This window comes from Actinomycetospora sp. 2LY8.5 (assembly GCF_057180585.1).
In genome coordinates, this window is record NZ_JBXUHE010000004.1 from 306255 (window position 1) to 323395 (window position 17141).

A 17141-nucleotide genomic window follows, 5' to 3' on the forward strand; every position below is an offset into this window, starting at 1 on the left:
CCTCGCTCGCCGGGTGCGCGCAGCGTGGTTCCCGATCCGCGCCGCGTGTATCACCCGAGTGACGGAGTCGTCAGCTAGACGAGGCGCAGGATCGCCCCGCCGATGGCGAGCACGGCGAGCGTCCCGCAGATGACCGCGCCGACCTTGTTGCGCGGCCAGAAACTGACGACGCCGCCGACGAGGAAGCCGCCGAGGGCGAGGAGCCCGACGATCAGCAGGTCGCTGCCGGTCATCGGGTCCGGCTCCGCTGCGCCGCGTGTCCCGTCACGACCCCAGAACGCCCTTGGTCGACGCGGGACCCTCGAGCCGCGGGTCGGGCTCGGTGGCCGCGCGCAGGGCGCGGGCGAGCGCCTTGTACTCGGCCTCGGTGATGTGGTGGGGGTCGCGGCCGCCGGTGACCCGCACGTGCAGGGCGATGCCGGCGTGGAAGGCGATGGACTCGAAGACGTGGCGGTTGAGCACCGTCGGGTAGTTGCCGCCGACGACGAACCCGGCCATCGACTCCGGCTCCCCGGTGTGCACGCAGTACGGACGGCCCGAGACGTCGACGACGGCCTGCGCGAGCGCCTCGTCCATCGGGATCCAGGCGTCGCCGAAGCGGCGGATGCCCGACTTGTCGCCGAGCGCCTGCTTGAGCGCCTGGCCCAGTACGATCGAGACGTCCTCGACGGTGTGGTGGGCGTCGATCTCGACGTCGCCGGTGGCCCGCACGACGAGGTCGAGTGCGCCGTGCTTGCCCAGCGCGTCGAGCATGTGGTCGAAGAACGGCACACCCGTGGCGGCCTCGGTGCGGCCGGTGCCGTCGAGATCGATCTCGACGAGCACGCTCGACTCCTTGGTCACGCGCTCCACGCGTCCCGTACGACTCACGCGCTCCAGGGTACGGATCGGGCAGCGCTGCGCGCCGGACCACCCGGGCGCGGACCGCGCCGCTCTCGCCAGGAACCCAGCGACATGCAGTGGTAAAGTGCAACTACTGTTCAGGAGGTCGAGCATGCGGCAGAACGGACGGTCGGGCTGCCCGATCAACCGGGCGGTCGAGGCCCTCGGCGACCATTGGACGCTGCTCGTCCTGCGCGACATCACCTTCGGCGGGCGCCGCCACTTCCGCGAACTGCTGGCCGGCTCCGAGGAGGGCATCGCGTCGAACATCCTCGCCGACCGGCTGCACCGCCTCGTCGACGACGGGATGCTCACCCGCGACGACCCGGGCCGCGGTCGGCGCGCCACCTACAGCCTCACCGAGTCCTCGATCCAGCTCGTCCCGGTGTTCGTCGCCCTCGGTTCCTGGGGTCTGCGCCACCGCGAGACCACCGAGGAGCTCGCCGTCCGCGCGCAGATGCTCGAGGACGGCGGCCCCGAGATGCGGGAGGACTTCATGGCCGAGCTGCGGGTGACCCACCTCGGCGCACCCGCCCCGGCGCACCCGCGCGAGCCGGTGATCGAGCGCCTGCGCGCCGCCCGGGACGCGGCGCGTCAGCCGAGCTAGATCGTGGCCGCGAGCACCTGAGCGCTGACCTCGAGGAACCGGTCGTTCTCCTCCGGCGTGCCCACGGTGACCCGTAGCATCCCCGGGATACCGACGTCGCGGACGAGCACCCCGGCGTCGAGGTAGGCCTGCCAGGCGGCGTGCGCGTCCGCGTACCGGGCCGGGAAGCCGCCGTAGAGCACGAAGTTCGCGGTGCTCGCCACGACCTGAGCGCCCACCTCGGCCAGCCCGGCGGCGATCCGGTCGCGCTCGCGGGACAGCGTGGCGACCAGCGCCAGGGTGTCGTCGGCGTGTTCGAGGGCCGCGAGCGCGGCGGCCTGGGTGAGCGACGACAGGTGGTAGGGCAGGCGCACGAGCATCAGCGCCTCGATCATCGCCGGCGCCGCGGCGAGGTAGCCCAGCCGACCGCCGGCGAACGCGAACGCCTTCGACATGGTGCGGCTGACGACGAGCTTGTGGCCGAGGGGCTCGAGCAGTTCCACGGCCGACGGCCCCGACGAGAACTCCACGTAGGCCTCGTCGACGACGACCAGCCCGGTCGCGGCCTCGGCGATCGCGCGCAGCTCGTCGAGCTCGATCGACTGGCCTGTGGGGTTGTTGGGCGTGGTCACGAACAGCACGTCCGGTTGCAGCTCGGCGACGACGTCGACGGCCTGGGCGGCGTCGAGGGAGAAGTCGTCGCGGCGCGGGGCGGGCATCCACTCGGTGCGCGTGCCCGCGGCGAGGATCGGGTGCATCGAGTAGCTCGGCTCGAAGCCCAGCGCGAGCCGCCCGGGCCCACCGAACGCCTGCAGCAGCTGCTGGAGCACCTCGTTGGACCCGTTGGCGGCCCAGAGGTTCTCGGTGGCCAGGCGCACGCCCGTGGCGCGGGTCAGGTAGGCGGCCAGGGCCGAGCGCAGCGCGGTGTGGTCGCGATCCGGGTAGCGGTGCAGCGTCGCCGCGGCCTCACGGGTCGCCGCGGCGACGCTCTCGATCAGCGCGGGCGGCGGCGGGAACGGGTTCTCGTTGGTGTTGAGCGCGACGGGCACCTCGAGCTGCGGCGCGCCGTAGGGGCTGCGCCCGCGCAGGTCATCACGCAGCGGGAGGTCGTCGAGCGTGACCCCGGCGCCGATGACGTCCGACATGCTCAGCGGCCCTTCGCGATGGCGCCGGCCCCGGCAGGCGGCGCGGCGCGCCGGCGCCCGAAGCGGGCGGTGACGGCCTGCCCGTGCGCGGGCAGGTCCTCGGCGTCGGCGAGGGCGACGACGCGGTCGGCCACCTCGGCGAGCGCGTCGGCGGAGTAGTCGACGACGTGGACGCCGCGCAGGAACGTCTGCACCGACAGCCCGCTGGAGTGCCGCGCGCACCCGGCCGTCGGCAGCACGTGGTTGGAGCCGGCGCAGTAGTCGCCGAGCGAGACCGGGCTGTGCGGGCCGACGAACACCGCGCCGGCGTTGCGCACCCGGGCGGCCACGGCGCGGGCGTCGACCGTATGGATCTCCAGGTGCTCGGCGGCGTAGGCGTCGACCACCCGCAGGCCCTCGTCGACGCCGGACACGAGGATCGTCCCGGACTGCGGGCCGGAGAGCGCCGTGGTGATGCGCTCGGTGTGCTTGGTGGTCGCGACCTGGCCCTCGAGCTCCGCGTCGACGGCGTCGGCGAGCTCGGGCGAGGTCGTGACCAGCACCGACGCGGCGGCGGGGTCGTGCTCGGCCTGGCTGATGAGGTCGGCGGCGACGTGCACCGGGTCGGCGGTCGCGTCGGCGAGGATCGCGATCTCGGTGGTGCCGGCCTCCGAGTCGATGCCGATGCGCCCGCGCAGCACCCGCTTGGCCGCGGTCACGTAGACGTTGCCGGGGCCGGTGACCATGTCGACGGGCTCGAGCACGGCCCCGTCGGTGTCCACTCCCCCGTACGCGAGCAGCGCCACCGCCTGGGCGCCGCCCACCGCCCACACCTCGTCGACGCCCAGCAGCGCCGCCGCCGCGAGGATCAGCGGGTGCGGGCGCCCGCCGAACTCGGCCTGGGGCGGCGAGCAGACGACCAGCCCCTCGACCCCCGCCGCCTGGGCCGGCACCACGTTCATGACGACGCTGGAGGGGTAGACGGCGAGCCCGCCCGGTGCGTACAGCCCGACCCGGGACACCGGCACCCAGCGCTCGGTGACCGTGCCGCCGGGCACCACCTGGGTCGTCGTGTCGGTGCGGCGCTGGTCGGCGTGGACGGTGCGGGCACGCTCGATCGCCGTCTCCAGCGCGGCGCGGACCTCCGCGTCGACCCCGTCGAGCGCCTCGCGCAGCGCGGCCGTGGGCACCCGTACCGACTCCGGGCGCACCCGGTCGAACGTCTCGGCGAACTCCAGGGCGGCCTCCGCCCCGCGCTCGCGCACCGCGTGGATCACCGGCTGCACCCGCTCGACGACCTCGTCGACGTCGACCGCGGCGCGGGGGACGATCGCCCTCAGCTCGGCGGGGGCGGGGACGGCGGCGCGCAGGTCGATCCGGGACAGCACGCGTCCAGCCTAGGTGCCCTCGGGATGTGAGCACTTTCGCGGGCTATGACACCGGTTTCTGCTCACATGCGCGCAGCGCGCCCCCGAACACGAACCAGCGCATCGCGCAGTACATGAACACGGCCTCGCACAGCCCGGCGGCGAGGCGCGCGAGCTGGTACGGCACGCCCACGGCGGCGCCCGCGTGCGTCACCCCCAGCACGATCACGGCGTAGTTGACCGCGATCACCCCGACGTAGCGGCCGATCTGGGCCCCGACCGGGCGCTCGGGATCGAAGTTCAGCCACCGGTTGAGCACGAAGCTCAGCGCGAACGCCGTGCCGTAGGCGAGCGTCACGCCCGCCCACAGCGGCAGGCCGAGCCCGTCGATCAGCAGCCAGAGCAGGAGCAGGTCCACCGCGAACGTGAACCCGTTGACCACCGCGAAGCCGACGAGGCTCGGCGCGACGGTCCGGCGCAGTGGCGCCGGCAGGACCCCGATGACGGCGGCGCAGGCACGGCGGAAGCACGCGCGGGAGTCGGCCACGCCCTCATCCCATCGACTCCGGGGCCTCCCGCGCAGGGAATCCGACGGCGACGGGATGACCGTCCGGTGAACTCGTCGGTCGCTCGGGCCCGTTTGCGCGTGACCGAGAACGACGAGGTCCGCCGGCCGGGTACCGCCGTGACAGTCGCACCGCCGTCCGACGACCCGGCCTCGCGGGACGGCCACCCACTCGGGTGCGTGATCGTCCGGTCACAGGGCGATCTGATCACCGATCGGGACTGGTGTGACCGGTGGTCCGGTGGGCACTCTGCACCGCGTGAGTGCGAAAGCCGAGATCGGCGTCAGCGGCCTGGCCACGATGGGGCGCAACCTCGCCCGCAACCTCGCGCGCCACGGGCACGTGGTGGCGGTGCACAACCGCAGCGAGTCGCGTACGCGCGAGCTCGTCGAGAACTTCTCCGACGAGGGCACCTTCGTCGGCAGCTCGTCGGCGCAGGAGTTCGTCGACGCCCTCGAACGCCCGCGGCGGATCGTGCTGATGGTCCCCGCCGGGGCGGCGACCGACGCGGTGATCGACGAGTTCGTCCCGCTGCTCGACCAGGGCGACGTGATCATCGACGCCGGCAACGCGCACTTCCTCGACACCCGGCGCCGCGAGAAGGCGCTGTCGGAGAAGGGGCTGAACTTCGTCGGGATGGGCGTCTCGGGCGGCGAGGAGGGCGCGCTCAACGGGCCGTCGATCATGCCGGGCGGGCCGAAGGATGCCTACGACGCGCTGGGCCCGCTGCTCGAGGACATCGCCGCGAAGGTCGACGGCGAGCCCTGCTGCACCCACATCGGCGCCGACGGCGCGGGCCACTTCGTGAAGATGGTCCACAACGGCATCGAGTACGCCGACATGCAGCTCATCGCCGAGGCCTACGACCTGCTGCGCAAGGGCCTCGACCTCGACCCCGCCGCGATCGCCGAGACGTTCCGCTCGTGGAACGCCGGGCGCCTGGACTCCTACCTCATGGAGATCTCCTCCGAGGTGCTCGCCCACGTCGACGCCGACAGCGGCAAGCCGTTCGTCGACGTCGTCGCCGACGAGGCCGAGCAGAAGGGCACCGGGCGCTGGACCGTCCAGGGTGCGCTCGAGCTCGGGGTGCCGGTGACGGGGATCGGCGAGGCCGTCTTCTCCCGGTCGCTCTCGGGGCACCGCGACCTGCGCGACGCCGCGCGCGACCTGCCCGGCACGTCGGGCGCGGTGCTCGAGGGCGCCGCGGCCGAGGGCTTCGCCGACGACATCGAGCAGGCGCTCTACGCGTCCAAGATCGTCGCGTACGCCCAGGGCTTCAACCAGATCCAGGCCGGCGCCGCCGAGTACGACTGGTCGATCGACCTCGGCGCGGTGGCCGCGATCTGGCGCGGCGGCTGCATCATCCGGGCGCGGTTCCTCGACGAGATCACCGCCGCCTACCGCCGCGACCCCGAGCTGCCCACCCTGCTCACCGACACCTCGTTCCGTGAGGCCCTGGCCGGCGCGCAGGACGCGTGGCGGCGCGTGGTGTCCGTGGCGGCGCAGCTCGGCATCCCGGCGCCGGGCTTCTCGACGGCGCTCGCGTACTACGACGCGTTGCGCGCCGAGCGGCTGCCCGCGGCGCTCATCCAGGGTCAGCGCGACTTCTTCGGCGCGCACACGTACCGGCGCACCGACCGTCCCGGCGTCTTCCACACCCGCTGGGCCGAGGAGGGGCGTCCGCAGGAGGAGCGCTGAGGCAGGAGCCGGGCCCCGACGAACGGGACGGGAACGACGGGAGCCGGGGGCGAACGGGACGAATCACACCTTCGGGCGGGAGAAGGAACGCGGTCCCGTTCGTTCCCTTCTCATGCCGACGCTCCTCCCCGTGATCAGCGCCGCCGCTCCCCCGGCTCCTCCCACCGACTCGGGGCTCGCCGGATGGGCCACCGATCTCATGTCGACCTTCGGCGCGCCCGGGGCCGGCCTGATCGTCGCGCTCGAGAACCTGTTCCCCCCGATCCCGAGCGAGATCATCCTGCCGCTCGCCGGGTTCGCGGCCGGGCGTGGCGAGTTCTCAATCCTGTCGGCGATCGTCTGGACCACGGCCGGCTCCGTGGTCGGGGCGATCGCGCTCTACCTCATCGGCATGCTCGCCTCGGACGCCTGGCTGCGCCGCACGCTCGCGCGCATGCCGCTCGTGCACGAACGCGACGTGGTCAAGGCCGAGCAGTGGTTCGACCGCAACGGACGCGCGGCGGTCTTCGTCGGCCGCATGATCCCCGGCGTGCGCTCGTTCGTCTCCATCCCGGCCGGGCAGCGCCGCATGCCGTGGTGGGAGTTCATCGGGCTGACGGGCCTGGGCAGCCTGATCTGGAACGCCGTCTTCGTGGGCGGCGGCTACGCCCTGGGCTCCCGCTGGCACCTCGTCGAGCGCTACGCGGGCGTCTTCCAGACGGTCGTGATCGTCGTGCTCGGTGCCCTCGTGGTGACCATGCTGATCCGCCGCTACCGCCGACACCGCGAGGTCAAGAGGATGGAGGCGCCGACCCAGGTGATCGAGCGCCCGACCTTCTGGTGACGTTCCAGGCCTGGTGACGTTCTAGGCGAGACCCTGCTTCGAGCGGTTGCGGGCCTTGTGGCGCTCCTGGGCGTCGAGGATGACCTTGCGGATGCGCACCGCTCCCGGGGTCACCTCGACGCACTCGTCCTCGGCGCAGAACTCCAGCGACTGCTCCAGCGACAGGAGGCGCGGCGGGGTGAGGCGGACCAGCTCGTCGCCCGTGGACGAGCGCATGTTGGTCAGCTTCTTCTCCCGGACGATGTTGACCTCCATGTCGTCCGCCCGCGCGTTCTCGCCGACGACCATCCCGGCGTAGACCGGCGTGGTCGGGCCGACGAACAGGTCACCGCGGTCGGCGAGCTGCTGGATCGCGTACGGCGTCACCGGACCGGAGCGGTCGGCGATCAGCGAGCCGGAGATGCGCGCGCGCAGCTCGCCGACCCACGGGCCGTAGCCGTCGAAGAGCTGATTGGCGATGCCGGTGCCGCGGGTCTCGGTGAGGAACTCGGTGCGGAAGCCGATGAGGCCGCGCGAGGGCACCCGGAACTCCATGCGGACCTGACCGGACGGCGAGTGCGCCATCTCGAGCATCTCGCCCTTGCGAGCCGCGAGCAGCTGGGTGACCGCGCCGAGGTGCTCGTCGGGGACGTCGACCGAGAGCCGCTCGAACGGCTCGTGGGTCTTGCCGTCGACGACCTTCGTGACGACCTCGGGCTTGCCGACGGTGAGCTCGAAGCCCTCGCGGCGCATCTGCTCGACGAGGATGGCCAGCGCGAGCTCGCCGCGACCCTGGACCTCCCAGGCGTCCGGGCGCTCGGTCGGCAGCACGCGCATGGAGACGTTGCCGACCAGCTCGGCGTCGAGCCGGTTCTTCACCAGGCGGGCGGTGAGCTTGGTGCCCGGCCGTTCGGTCGTCCCCCCACCCCGCCCGGCCAGCGGCGAGGTGTTGATGCCGATGGTCATGGCGATCGCCGGCTCGTCGACCGTGATGCGCGGCAGCGGGCGGGGGTCCTCGGGGTCGGCGAGGGTGTCGCCGATGGTGACGTCCGCGATCCCGGCGACGGCGACGATGTCGCCGGCGTCGGCGTACTCGGTCGACACGCGCTCGAGGGCCTCGGTGCGCAGCAGCTCGGTGACCTTGACGCGGGTGACGGACCCGTCCTCGCGACACCAGCCGACCTGCTGACCTCGACGGATCCGTCCCGAGCGCACGCGGCACAGCGCGATGCGACCGAGGTACGACGAGGCGTCGAGGTTGGTGACGTGGGCCTGCAGGACGCCGTTCGGGTCGTCGGAGGGCGCCGGCACCTGGCTCATCAGGATGTCGAAGAGCGGCTGGAGGTCCGGCGACTCCGGCACGGTGCCGTCGGCGGGGCGCTCCGTGGAGGCCCTCCCGGCGCGGGCGCTGGCGTAGATGACGGGCAGGTCGAGCAGGCCGGCGACGACGTCGTCGTCCAGGCCGAGGTCGGTGGCCAGCTCGAGCAGCAGCTCGAGGGACTCGTCGACGACCTCGGCGCACCGGGCGTCGGCGCGGTCGGTCTTGTTCACGACCAGGATCACCGGCAGGTGGGCCGCCAGCGCCTTGCGCAGCACGAAGCGGGTCTGGGGCAGCGGGCCCTCGCTGGCGTCCACGAGCAGCACGACGCCGTCGACCATCGACAGGCCCCGCTCGACCTCGCCGCCGAAGTCGGCGTGGCCGGGGGTGTCGATCACGTTGATCGTCACGCCGTCGCGGCGGATCGCCGTGTTCTTGGCGAGGATCGTGATGCCCTTCTCCCGCTCCAGGTCCCCGGAGTCCATGACCCGGTCGACCGGCTCGGTCCGCGCGGAGAAGGCGCCCGACTGGCGCAGCATCGCGTCCACGAGCGTCGTCTTGCCGTGGTCGACATGGGCCACGATCGCGACGTTGCGCAGGTCGGAGCGTCCCCCTGACCTGTCGGAGGCGGGCTCGGAACGCTCGGGGGCGGTGACGGACACGCAGGAACTCCAGCCGGAAAGAAAGGGGTGCTCCGTCCCAGGTTACGGGGCGTGATCTCCCGCACCGACGCCGACCGGCGTGTCCCCCACCACGTCGGCGGCGACGACCTCGCCGATGCGGGGTGCGAGCTTGGCGAGGTTGTCGCCCCAGACGACGTGCACGGTGCCGGCGCGGGCCCGGTGGACCCCGTCGCCCTGGCCCCGCATCGGGGTGCAGCGCAGCTCGGCGACCGGAGTCGGGTCGAGGTGGGGCAGCCGTCGACGGACGTGGTCGACGACCGCCTCGCGGGAGCGCCGCGCGACCTCGTCGGCGCCCAGTTCCCAGGCGGTGTCGGCGTCGGGGAGGTGCCCGCCGATCGCCCAGTGCCCGGCTCGGGTGCGGTGCTGGTAGGTGCTGGCGAGGTCGCCGTCGGCGCGGGCGTCGAGGTGGCAGGGCTGGTCGGCGGGGCCGGCGAACGTGAACCGGGCGTGGTGCTCGAGCTCCGCGGGGACGTCGACGCCCAGGGGCACCACCAGGGCCGGAGTGCCGGCGCCGGCGGCGACGACGACGGCGTCGGGGTGGTCGGGGGCTCCTCCGGCCGTGTGCACGGTGCCGTCCGGGTCCAGGGCGATGACCTCCGCCTTCGCCGGCTGCACCACAGCGGTGAGGAAGTCCCGGGTGGCGACGAGATCCAGCACGCCGCCCGCCGGGTCGTGCAGGACGCCGTCGACCACCCGGTGGATCGCCCCGGCCGCGGTCATGGCCTCGGCCCACGCGGGCACCCGGGAACCGCTGACCTTCGCGCGCTCGCCACCGACGAGCGTGCGGCCCGCGGTCATCGACCAGTCGTCCCACAGTTCCGAGGCGCGCCGGGCCTCCGCGACCAGCCCGGGATCGCCGTGGGCGACGCGGAAGATGCGCGTGTCGCCCGCCGACCGCGCCCCCATCGGCTCGCCGGCGTCGAGGCAGCGCACCTCGATGCCGCGCCCGAGCAGCGTGTACGCCGTGGCGAGCCCCACGATCCCCGCGCCGACCACGACCACCCGCATGCGTCCCCTCCCGACCCCGAGTCGGAGTTCAGGGTTGCACCCCGATCCGCGCGGGCGCAGCGGCGCCCAGCATCGAGGTCATGAGGATCGTGGTGTGGGTTCTGGTGGGGATCGGCGCGCTCGTGGTCGTCGGCGGGGTCGTCTGGCCGCTCGTGCAGTGGCTGTTCGGCGCGCTGCTGTGGCTGGTGCCGGTGGCGCTGGTCGTCGGCGGCGGGATCTGGCTGGCGAAGCGGTCGAGCGACGCGAAGAAGGTCGACGGCGCGCCGGGCGCGCCGCAGCAGCTGCCCTGACGTCAGGCCTTCCGGGCGCGCGGCGACCTCGGCGCGAACACGCCGTCGACGGCGAAGGCGGGCAGGACCGCCTTGGACAGCGGCGCGGACACCTCGGCGAGGCGGGCCGTCCCCTCGCCGCCGAGCCGGCGCCAGGGGCCGAGGGACATGCGCGTCGTGTGGTCCTCGATCTCGCGGCGCAGCTCCTCCCCCGCAGCGGTGAGGGCATTGGTGTCGGGGCCGTCCATGAGGCCGCGCTCGGCGAGAGCGCCCTTGGCGTCCGCCCACTGCTCGGGCGACCAGCCGCGGCTCTGCTGCGCGAACGCGACCGTGAAGCCCGTCCCCGTGGCGACGTGGGTGACCAGCGCCTCGAGACCGGACAGCCCGGCCGAGACCAGCGCGTGCAGGTGCGCGTCGCCGCGGTGCTCGCGCAGGAGCGTCACGGCGTGCCAGAGGGCGAGGTGCGGCTCGTCGGGCCAGGGCAGGTCGGCGTGGCCGGCGTAGAGCGGGCGGTCCTCGGGCGTCGCGCCCTCGAGGGCGCGACGGGCGAGGGTGGCCGACTCCGTCACGGCCGCCGACGACACCTCGTCGCCGAGGAAGCGGCGCAGCGCGCGGTCGGCGGCGCGCAGGCGGGCGTTGACGATGTCGCCGGGTGACGCGGACGCCCAGACGCCGGGCACCGTGCGGGCGATCAGGGCCGGGTTGAAGTTGAAGAACGTCGCCGCGACGAGCCCGGGACCGACCGCGCCCATCGGGGCGGCGCGCTGGGCGAAGTACTGGTCGCGGGGGCGGACGCCGATCTCCTTGAGCTCCTCGCCCACCTCGGGAACGAAGTAGATCATCGAGTGGAGGGGCTCGAGGCGCTTCGCGAGGACGGCGGCGTCGGCGGGCGCGACGGTGTCGGTGGGTGCGGCCACGGCCCCACCGTCTCACGGGACCGCCGCGACGCCACCGGCACACTGGGGACATGCCGCACGGGTCGCGCTCCCCTCTCGGCGCGCTCTCCTCGATGCTCCGTCTCCCGGCATCCTGGCCCGAGCGGGCCCCGCTCGGCGGGCTGGCCCCGCGCCGGCGCGCCTTCGTGCTCGCGCTGCTCGCGATCGCGGCGGTGCTCGCCGTGCTCGTGGGCCTCGGCGTCGCCCACCAGTACCGCGTCCCGCCGCGCGCCGCCCCCGACGTCCCGGGGGCGGTCGTCCTCGTGCCCGGCTACGGCGGCAACCGCGCGGCGTTCATCGGCCTCACCGAGCGGCTGCGCGCCGAGGGACGGCGGGCCGTGATCGTCGAGCTGCCCTCCGGCGGCACCGGCGACCTCGTGGCCCAGGGCGCCGCGATCGACGACACCGTGCGCGGGCTCCTCGACGACGGCGAGCCGTCGGTGGACGTCGTCGGCTACTCGGCCGGCGGGGTCGCCACCCGCGTCTACCTCGACCGGGGGCGCACCGCGCCCGCCGTGCGGCGGGTGGTGACCTTGGGGTCGCCGCTGCGCGGCGCGGAGCTGGCGGCCGCCGGGGGCGCGCTCGTGCCGGGGGCCTGCCCACGCGCCTGCCAGCAGCTCGCCCCGGGCAGCGCGCTGCTCACCGGCCTGGCGACCGCACCACCGGACCTGCCGTGGCTCTCGCTCTGGACCGCCGACGACGAGACCGTCACGCCGCCCGACTCCGCCGAGCTCCCCGGCACCGACGCCGTGCGCCTCCAGGACGTGTGCTCCGATGCGACGATCGTGCACTCACGGCTGCCGAGCGACCCGCTCGCGGTCGGGCTGGTGCTCCGCGGCCTCGGGACCGGTCCCCTTCCCACCGCCGACCCGGACCAGTGCGACGCGCTGCGCTCCGAGGGGGCCTCGGGGTCGTCCTAGGGTCGCGAGCGTGCCTCGCGCCTACTGGATCAACACGTTCACGGCCATCCACGATCGCGAGAAGCTCGCGGCCTACGTCGAGCTCGCGGGGCCGGCGATGCTGGCGGGCGGGGGACGATTCCTCGCCCGCGGTGAGCCGGCCGCCGTGCTCGAGGGCGCCGACACCCCGCGGATCACGGTCATCGAGTTCCCCTCCGCGGACGCGGCCGTCGCGGCGTACCACTCCCCCGCGTACCAGCGGGCCCTCGAGGCGCTCGGCGACGGCGCGACCCGCGAGATCCGCGTGGTGAACGGCGTGGAGTAGCCCGTCCTCCCCCGAGACCACCGATGCCCGTGGCGGCGTGCGTCTCGGGCAGGTGCCGGAGCAGGTCGTCGGCGAGCTCGAGCCATCGTGTGGCGATGGCCCGCGACCAGCCCGGCCGGGCGGCGGGTTCGTCGCCGGAGAACTCGGCGAGCACGGGCTACCCGCCGGATCTCCGGCACGCGGCGTGTCGCGCAGCGAGGATGTGGCGATCCTGGCGTCACATGCCAGCGATGCCGCATCGCTCGCACGACGGCCGCCCGCCAACGGGTCAGCTCGTGACGTCCTTCGTGGTGAAGTTCGCCCACGCCGCCAGCATCAGGACCACGACGTAGCCGGCCTGGAGCCAGAGCCCGGCGGTGATGTCGCGCAGGAAGATCGGATCGCGGAAGAAGTCGACCCATGCCAGCCAGTAGCGGGTCGGCAGGTACGGGGTGACCGACGCGGCCGCGTCGAGGCTGACCAGCACCTGGCTCGTGATCAGCGCGGCCAGGGCGCCGAGGGTGGCGCCCAGGGAGGACGCGGTGACCGTCGAGAGGAACAGCGCGATGGCCGCGACGCCGAGCATCGACACCGTCACGTAGCCCATCGCGCCGAGCAGGCGGGCGGCGAGGTCGGCGGGTGAGAGCGCCTCCCCCGACAGCGACGACACCGAGGCCTGCTCGCGCTCCCGGGCGGCGTCGGGGTCGACGGCGGTGGTGTCGCCGGTGTCCGCACCGGGCCGCTGCGCGCCGGCCTGGCCGCCCGACGAGGCGTCGGAGCCGCCGACCTGCCCGCCGCCCCCGGGCGGGGGTGTCGCCTCCGGGCCGCTCCCGGCCACGGCGTCGCTGCCGCCGGTGACCTCGGGCAGCGCCCGCACCACCGCCACCGGGTCGCCCGCCCCGAACAGCGATACCCCGACCACGTAGGAGCTGCCCGCCACCGCGAGCACCGAGCCCACGACGAACACCACGACCGCGACGAGCTTGGCGAGCAGCAGCGACGTGCGTCGCACCGGGCGCACGAGCAGGTAGCGCAGCGTCCCCTGCGACGACTCGCCGGCCACCGAGTCGCCCGCGATCACCGCCACCGCGACCGGCAGGAAGATCGGCAGCACCAGCGCGAGCGCGGCCGCGGGGTACAGCGACCCGGACTGCAGGACCGCCGACAGGAACGCCGCGCCCTGCCCGGGTGGCGGCGAGATGCGCGTCGTCGCGAGGAAGATCGCGACGATCGTGGGCAGCAGGCACAGCAGGCCGACCGCGACCCACGTCCGGGGGCGGCGGACCAGCTTGGTCAGCTCGACACCGATCACGGGGGCACCCCGTTCCGACGCCGCTGCGTATCGGAACTCGACGGTCCAGCTCCCCGATCGGCGGGCTCCCTTGAACGCTGCGTGTCCGACCCCGGCCCCGTCAGCGACACCACCACGTCCTCCAGGCTCCGGCGCTGCTCGACGAGCCCGTCGAGCGGGACACCGTGCTCGACCAGGTGGCGTGCGAGCGCCGGCGGGCCGCCCGGGGCGGCGTCGACGACGAGGGTGTGGTCGTAGCGCTCGGCCACCGCCCGCCCGAGCAGCCGGGCCGCGGCGTCCGGATCGGGGGTCCGGACGACCAGCCGACCGGTCGGGCCGCGCACCGCGTCCAGGTCGTCCTCGAGCACCAGCCGGCCGCGGTCGACGACGCCGACCGTCGTGCACAGCGCCTCGATCTCGGACAGCAGGTGGCTGGACAGGAACACGGTCGTCCCGGCCTCGTTGAGCTCGATCAGCAGGTCGCGCACCTCGCGGATGCCGTGGGGGTCGAGCCCGTTGGTGGGCTCGTCGAGCACGAGCAGCCGCGGCTGGTCGAGCAGCGCGCCGGCCAGCCCGAGACGCTGGCGCATGCCGAGCGAGTAGGCCCGCACGGGACGCCGGTCGATCGCCCCGAGCCCGACGCGCTCGAGCACCTCCTCGATGCGGTGGCGCCGGCGTCCGTGGCGACGGCGCCGCGGACCGGCCGCGTCCAGCAGCGCGAGGTTGGCCCGCCCGGACAGGTGCGGGTAGGCCGCCGGGCCCTCGACCATCGCGCCGATCTCCGGCAGCACCTCGGCCACCCGCGACGGCACCGGCCGACCCAGCACCGTGATCTCGCCGCGCGTGGCGTACACCAGGCCGAGCAGCATCCGGACCATGGTCGTCTTGCCCGACCCGTTGGGGCCGAGGAAGCCGTAGCGCGCGCCCTCGGCGACGTGCAGGTCGACGTCGTCGACGGCCACGTGGTGGCCGAAGCGCTTGGTCAGGCCGCGGGTCTCGATGACGAGCCCTGTGTCGACGGGTCGAGCTCCCCGATCGGCGTGCTCCCGTGGACGCTCCGTCCCCCGGCTCACTGTCGGCCTCCCGCCAGCAGGTCGGCGGCGCCGCTGTCGATCGCGGCCGGTGGCACGAGCCCCGCCAGGGCCCAGGCGCGCGCGCCGTCGTCGCTGCGCACCACGGCGAGCGTCAGCAGCGGGGTCTCCAGCGCCGAGCCCTGGCCCTGGACCGTCAGCGTGCGTCCGGCACCGGCGCGGTCGATGCCCGCGAGCAGGGTGCCGGCGAGGTCGGGCGGCAGCGGCACCGCGACGAGCTGGCCGAGCGTCGTGCCGTACTGCCCGAGCGCCGCGAAACCGCGTTCCGGCGCCTCGCGCTCCCGGCCGGCGAGGGTGTCGGGCAGCGTCCGCCCGTCGCCGCGCCCGAGCACCCCGAACAGATCCGAGGTGGGGCTGCGGGTCACACCGGCGCCCGGGCCCCGCCGGGGAGTCAGCGCGGCGGGGTCGGGCGGGCCCTGCTCGAGCTCGCCGAACGCGGTCGTGATCATCGGGTCGGCGACACCCTTGGCCCGCACCTCCACCGCCACCGGCAGCCCCGTCCCCGGGTCGGCCCACACGTCCACGGCGCCGACGGTGGTCTCGGGGTCCGCGACCGTGACGCGCACCCCGGCCGCGTCGACCCCGGCCACCCGCCGCGCGGGCAGCTCGCTCGCCGGGTCGCTCGCCGCCGTCCCGGACAGCAGGCGGCGCGCCAGCTCGGGTGGCACGAGGTCCTCGGGGCGGGGCAGGCGGACCCTCGGGTCACGGGCGACGACGGTCAGTAGCTCCGCGCCGTAGTCCCACACCGCCTGCCCGTCCGGACTGACGTACCGGTCGCGCTCCCCCACCGGCGAGAGCACGTCGTAGCGCGCCCGGTCCGGTGCGGCGTACCAGCCACGCATCCGCGTCACGCCCGACAGCAGCGTGGTCACGTCGGAGAGCTGGGCGATGCGCGGCAGTCCCAGGGCCGCGCGGGCCTCGGCGTACCCGGTCCAGGGGCGGTCGGTGGACGCGGCGATCCGGTCGCGCAGCTGGGCCGGGTCGGCGCGGGCGTCACCGGGCCGGGCCGCGATCGCGGCGGGGACACCCACGAGGAGCGCCGCCACCACGGCCACCACGGCCCAGCGCCACGTGCGGCGCCCCGGCCAGCCCGGTTCCGACGAGCCCCGTTCCGAGACGCCCCGTTCCGAGAAGTCCAGCCCCGACAGTCCCGCCACCCGCGTCCCGACTCCCCTCGCTCATCCCTCATCGAGGGTGCCACCGAACCGCGGCGACGGTGGGTGGGGCGTCAGGACACGCCTCAGGACGGGGTCGACCGGGGGGCGCCGGTCGAGGCGCGCTCCTGGTCGGTCCCCTGTTCCACGGCCTGCGGCGGCGCGTCCTCCGAGGACTCGCCGGGGAAGTAGCGCACCCTGATCACGCTGATGATGGTGGTGAGCAGGAGCACACCCACGATCACGGCCAGGGAGAGCTCGATCCCGATCGTCGGGACGCCCAGGGGCTCGCCGCCGTTGATGAACGGCACCGTGTTGGTGTGCAGGGCCTCGAGGACGAGCTTCACGCCGATGAAGGCGAGGATCACGCCGAGCCCGTACGAGAGGTAGACGAGCTTCTTGAGCAGCCCACCCAGGAGGAAGTAGAGCTGCCGCAGGCCCATCAGCGCGAACATGTTCGCGGTGAAGACGATGTAGGGGTCGCGGGTCAGCCCGAAGATCGCGGGGATCGAGTCGAGCGCGAACAGCAGGTCGGTCATGCCGATCGCGATCATGACCATGAGCATCGGCGTGGCCATCCACCGCAGGCGGCCCTTCGCGTCGCGGTCGCGCACCACCGAGCGGGAACCGACGTAGTCGTCGGTGACGGGCAGCACGCGGCGCACGAGACGCAGCGCGGCGTTCTCCTGGAACTCCTCGTCCTCGTCCCCCTCCATCACGACCTTGATCGCGGTGAGCACGAGGAACGCGCCGAACAGGTAGAAGACCCAACTGAACCGCTCGATGACCGCGGCGCCGGCGAGGATGAAGGCACCCCGCAGCACGAGCGCGATGAGGATGCCGAAGAGCAGGACGCGGTGCTGGTACACCTTCGGCACCGCGAACGCGCTCATGATCAGCAGGAAGACGAAGAGGTTGTCGACCGAGAGCGAGTACTCGGTGATGTACCCGGCCACGAAGGCCGTCGCAGGATCCCGCCCGGCCACGAGGAACAGGCCGAGCGCGAAGAGCGCGGCGAGCCCGATGTAGACGCCGACCCAGCGGGCCGCCTCGCGGACGCTCACCTCGTGGGGCCGGCGGCCGACGATCGCCAGGTCGAGGGCGAGGACGGCCAGCAGTCCCGCGATGGTGAGGCCCCAGACCCAGAACGGTACGTACATGCGA

The 17141-nt window shown here is 74.0% G+C and carries 18 protein-coding genes; 6 read left to right on the plus strand and 12 right to left on the minus strand.

Annotated features, from left to right (window positions below):
* Nucleotides 1-74 precede the first annotated feature (74 nt).
* Both AC2A1K_RS07845 and hisB read right to left on the minus strand, forming a co-directional pair.
* On the minus strand, nt 75-233 hold the full coding sequence (locus AC2A1K_RS07845) for a hypothetical protein (RefSeq protein ID WP_483895746.1): 159 nt from the start codon (nt 231-233) through the stop codon (nt 75-77).
* A 31-nt stretch (nt 234-264) separates the two neighbouring features.
* Entirely contained in the window at nt 265-870 is a 606-nt protein-coding gene (gene hisB / locus AC2A1K_RS07850; protein ID WP_483895747.1) for an imidazoleglycerol-phosphate dehydratase HisB, read from the minus strand.
* A gap of 124 nt (nt 871-994) precedes the next feature.
* On the opposite strand from hisB, the gene AC2A1K_RS07855 reads away from it, so the two are divergent.
* Complete coding sequence (locus tag AC2A1K_RS07855; protein WP_483895748.1) at nt 995-1489, plus strand: winged helix-turn-helix transcriptional regulator; 495 nt, start codon at nt 995-997, stop codon at nt 1487-1489.
* On the opposite strand, the gene AC2A1K_RS07860 is transcribed toward AC2A1K_RS07855, so the two are convergent.
* Genes AC2A1K_RS07860 through AC2A1K_RS07870 form a run of 3 tightly spaced genes read right to left on the minus strand, consistent with a single transcriptional unit; the run spans nt 1486 to nt 4506 of the window.
* A complete protein-coding gene (locus AC2A1K_RS07860) occupies nt 1486-2613 on the minus strand; it encodes a histidinol-phosphate transaminase (protein ID WP_483895749.1) in 1128 nt (375 codons plus the stop codon). The genes AC2A1K_RS07855 and AC2A1K_RS07860 overlap by 4 nt on opposite strands.
* A gap of 2 nt (nt 2614-2615) precedes the next feature.
* Entirely contained in the window at nt 2616-3980 is a 1365-nt protein-coding gene (gene hisD / locus AC2A1K_RS07865) for a histidinol dehydrogenase (protein WP_483895750.1), read from the minus strand.
* A gap of 43 nt (nt 3981-4023) precedes the next feature.
* The gene (locus tag AC2A1K_RS07870; protein WP_483895751.1) at nt 4024-4506 is read right to left on the minus strand and encodes a GtrA family protein; all 483 of its coding nucleotides are present in this window, start codon (nt 4504-4506) and stop codon (nt 4024-4026) included.
* Between the two features lie 277 nt (nt 4507-4783).
* On the opposite strand from AC2A1K_RS07870, the gene gndA reads away from it, so the two are divergent.
* Nucleotides 4784-6223, plus strand: coding sequence for an NADP-dependent phosphogluconate dehydrogenase (gene gndA / locus AC2A1K_RS07875; RefSeq protein ID WP_483895752.1), 1440 nt, complete (start codon nt 4784-4786; stop codon nt 6221-6223).
* Between the two features lie 133 nt (nt 6224-6356).
* A complete protein-coding gene (locus AC2A1K_RS07880; protein WP_483895869.1) occupies nt 6357-7046 on the plus strand; it encodes a DedA family protein in 690 nt (229 codons plus the stop codon).
* A gap of 21 nt (nt 7047-7067) precedes the next feature.
* Here the strand turns inward: AC2A1K_RS07880 and typA are convergent, their stop codons facing one another.
* Together typA and AC2A1K_RS07890 are read right to left on the minus strand one after the other, a co-directional pair.
* Entirely contained in the window at nt 7068-9005 is a 1938-nt protein-coding gene (gene typA, locus AC2A1K_RS07885; protein ID WP_483895753.1) for a translational GTPase TypA, read from the minus strand.
* 42 nt (nt 9006-9047) lie between these two features.
* Entirely contained in the window at nt 9048-10034 is a 987-nt protein-coding gene (locus AC2A1K_RS07890) for an FAD-dependent oxidoreductase (protein ID WP_483895754.1), read from the minus strand.
* An 80-nt stretch (nt 10035-10114) separates the two neighbouring features.
* Here AC2A1K_RS07890 and AC2A1K_RS07895 point away from each other — a divergent pair, with 80 nt between their 5' ends.
* On the plus strand, nt 10115-10324 hold the full coding sequence (locus tag AC2A1K_RS07895) for a hypothetical protein (RefSeq protein WP_483895755.1): 210 nt from the start codon (nt 10115-10117) through the stop codon (nt 10322-10324).
* Between the two features lie 2 nt (nt 10325-10326).
* Here the strand turns inward: AC2A1K_RS07895 and AC2A1K_RS07900 are convergent, their stop codons facing one another.
* Nucleotides 10327-11220 (minus strand): SCO6745 family protein, encoded by an 894-nt coding sequence (locus tag AC2A1K_RS07900; RefSeq protein WP_483895756.1) that lies wholly within the window; start codon nt 11218-11220, stop codon nt 10327-10329.
* Between the two features lie 50 nt (nt 11221-11270).
* On the opposite strand from AC2A1K_RS07900, the gene AC2A1K_RS07905 reads away from it, so the two are divergent.
* Both AC2A1K_RS07905 and AC2A1K_RS07910 read left to right on the plus strand, forming a co-directional pair.
* The gene (locus tag AC2A1K_RS07905) at nt 11271-12158 is read left to right on the plus strand and encodes an esterase/lipase family protein (RefSeq protein ID WP_483895757.1); all 888 of its coding nucleotides are present in this window, start codon (nt 11271-11273) and stop codon (nt 12156-12158) included.
* A 10-nt stretch (nt 12159-12168) separates the two neighbouring features.
* On the plus strand, nt 12169-12462 hold the full coding sequence (locus AC2A1K_RS07910) for a DUF1330 domain-containing protein (RefSeq protein WP_483895758.1): 294 nt from the start codon (nt 12169-12171) through the stop codon (nt 12460-12462).
* 268 nt (nt 12463-12730) lie between these two features.
* Here the strand turns inward: AC2A1K_RS07910 and AC2A1K_RS07915 are convergent, their stop codons facing one another.
* From AC2A1K_RS07915 to AC2A1K_RS07930, 4 genes are all read right to left on the minus strand, one after another.
* Entirely contained in the window at nt 12731-13753 is a 1023-nt protein-coding gene (locus AC2A1K_RS07915; RefSeq protein ID WP_483895759.1) for an ABC transporter permease, read from the minus strand.
* Nucleotides 13750-14805 carry an ABC transporter ATP-binding protein gene (locus tag AC2A1K_RS07920; protein ID WP_483895760.1) on the minus strand — a complete coding sequence of 352 codons (1056 nt, stop codon included), beginning with the start codon at nt 14803-14805 and terminating at the stop codon, nt 13750-13752. The genes AC2A1K_RS07915 and AC2A1K_RS07920 overlap by 4 nt, the downstream gene beginning before the upstream one ends.
* Complete coding sequence (locus AC2A1K_RS07925; protein ID WP_483895761.1) at nt 14802-15980, minus strand: hypothetical protein; 1179 nt, start codon at nt 15978-15980, stop codon at nt 14802-14804. The genes AC2A1K_RS07920 and AC2A1K_RS07925 overlap by 4 nt, the downstream gene beginning before the upstream one ends.
* 83 nt (nt 15981-16063) lie before the next feature.
* On the minus strand, nt 16064-17137 hold the full coding sequence (locus AC2A1K_RS07930; RefSeq protein WP_483895762.1) for a TerC family protein: 1074 nt from the start codon (nt 17135-17137) through the stop codon (nt 16064-16066).
* Between the last annotated feature and the right edge of the window lie 4 nt (nt 17138-17141).

Bases quoted from the DNA above. Each gene is read 5' to 3' on its own strand.
- AC2A1K_RS07890 (WP_483895754.1), bottom strand. From the start codon at position 10,034: ATGCGGGTGGTCGTGGTCGGCGCGGGGATCGTGGGGCTCGCCACGGCG.
- AC2A1K_RS07895 (WP_483895755.1), top strand. From the start codon at position 10,115: ATGAGGATCGTGGTGTGGGTTCTGGTGGGGATCGGCGCGCTCGTGGTC.
- AC2A1K_RS07860 (WP_483895749.1), bottom strand. From the start codon at position 2,613: ATGTCGGACGTCATCGGCGCCGGGGTCACGCTCGACGACCTCCCGCTG.
- AC2A1K_RS07930 (WP_483895762.1), bottom strand. From the start codon at position 17,137: ATGTACGTACCGTTCTGGGTCTGGGGCCTCACCATCGCGGGACTGCTG.
- AC2A1K_RS07905 (WP_483895757.1), top strand. From the start codon at position 11,271: ATGCCGCACGGGTCGCGCTCCCCTCTCGGCGCGCTCTCCTCGATGCTC.
- AC2A1K_RS07855 (WP_483895748.1), top strand. From the start codon at position 995: ATGCGGCAGAACGGACGGTCGGGCTGCCCGATCAACCGGGCGGTCGAG.
- AC2A1K_RS07845 (WP_483895746.1), bottom strand. From the start codon at position 233: ATGACCGGCAGCGACCTGCTGATCGTCGGGCTCCTCGCCCTCGGCGGC.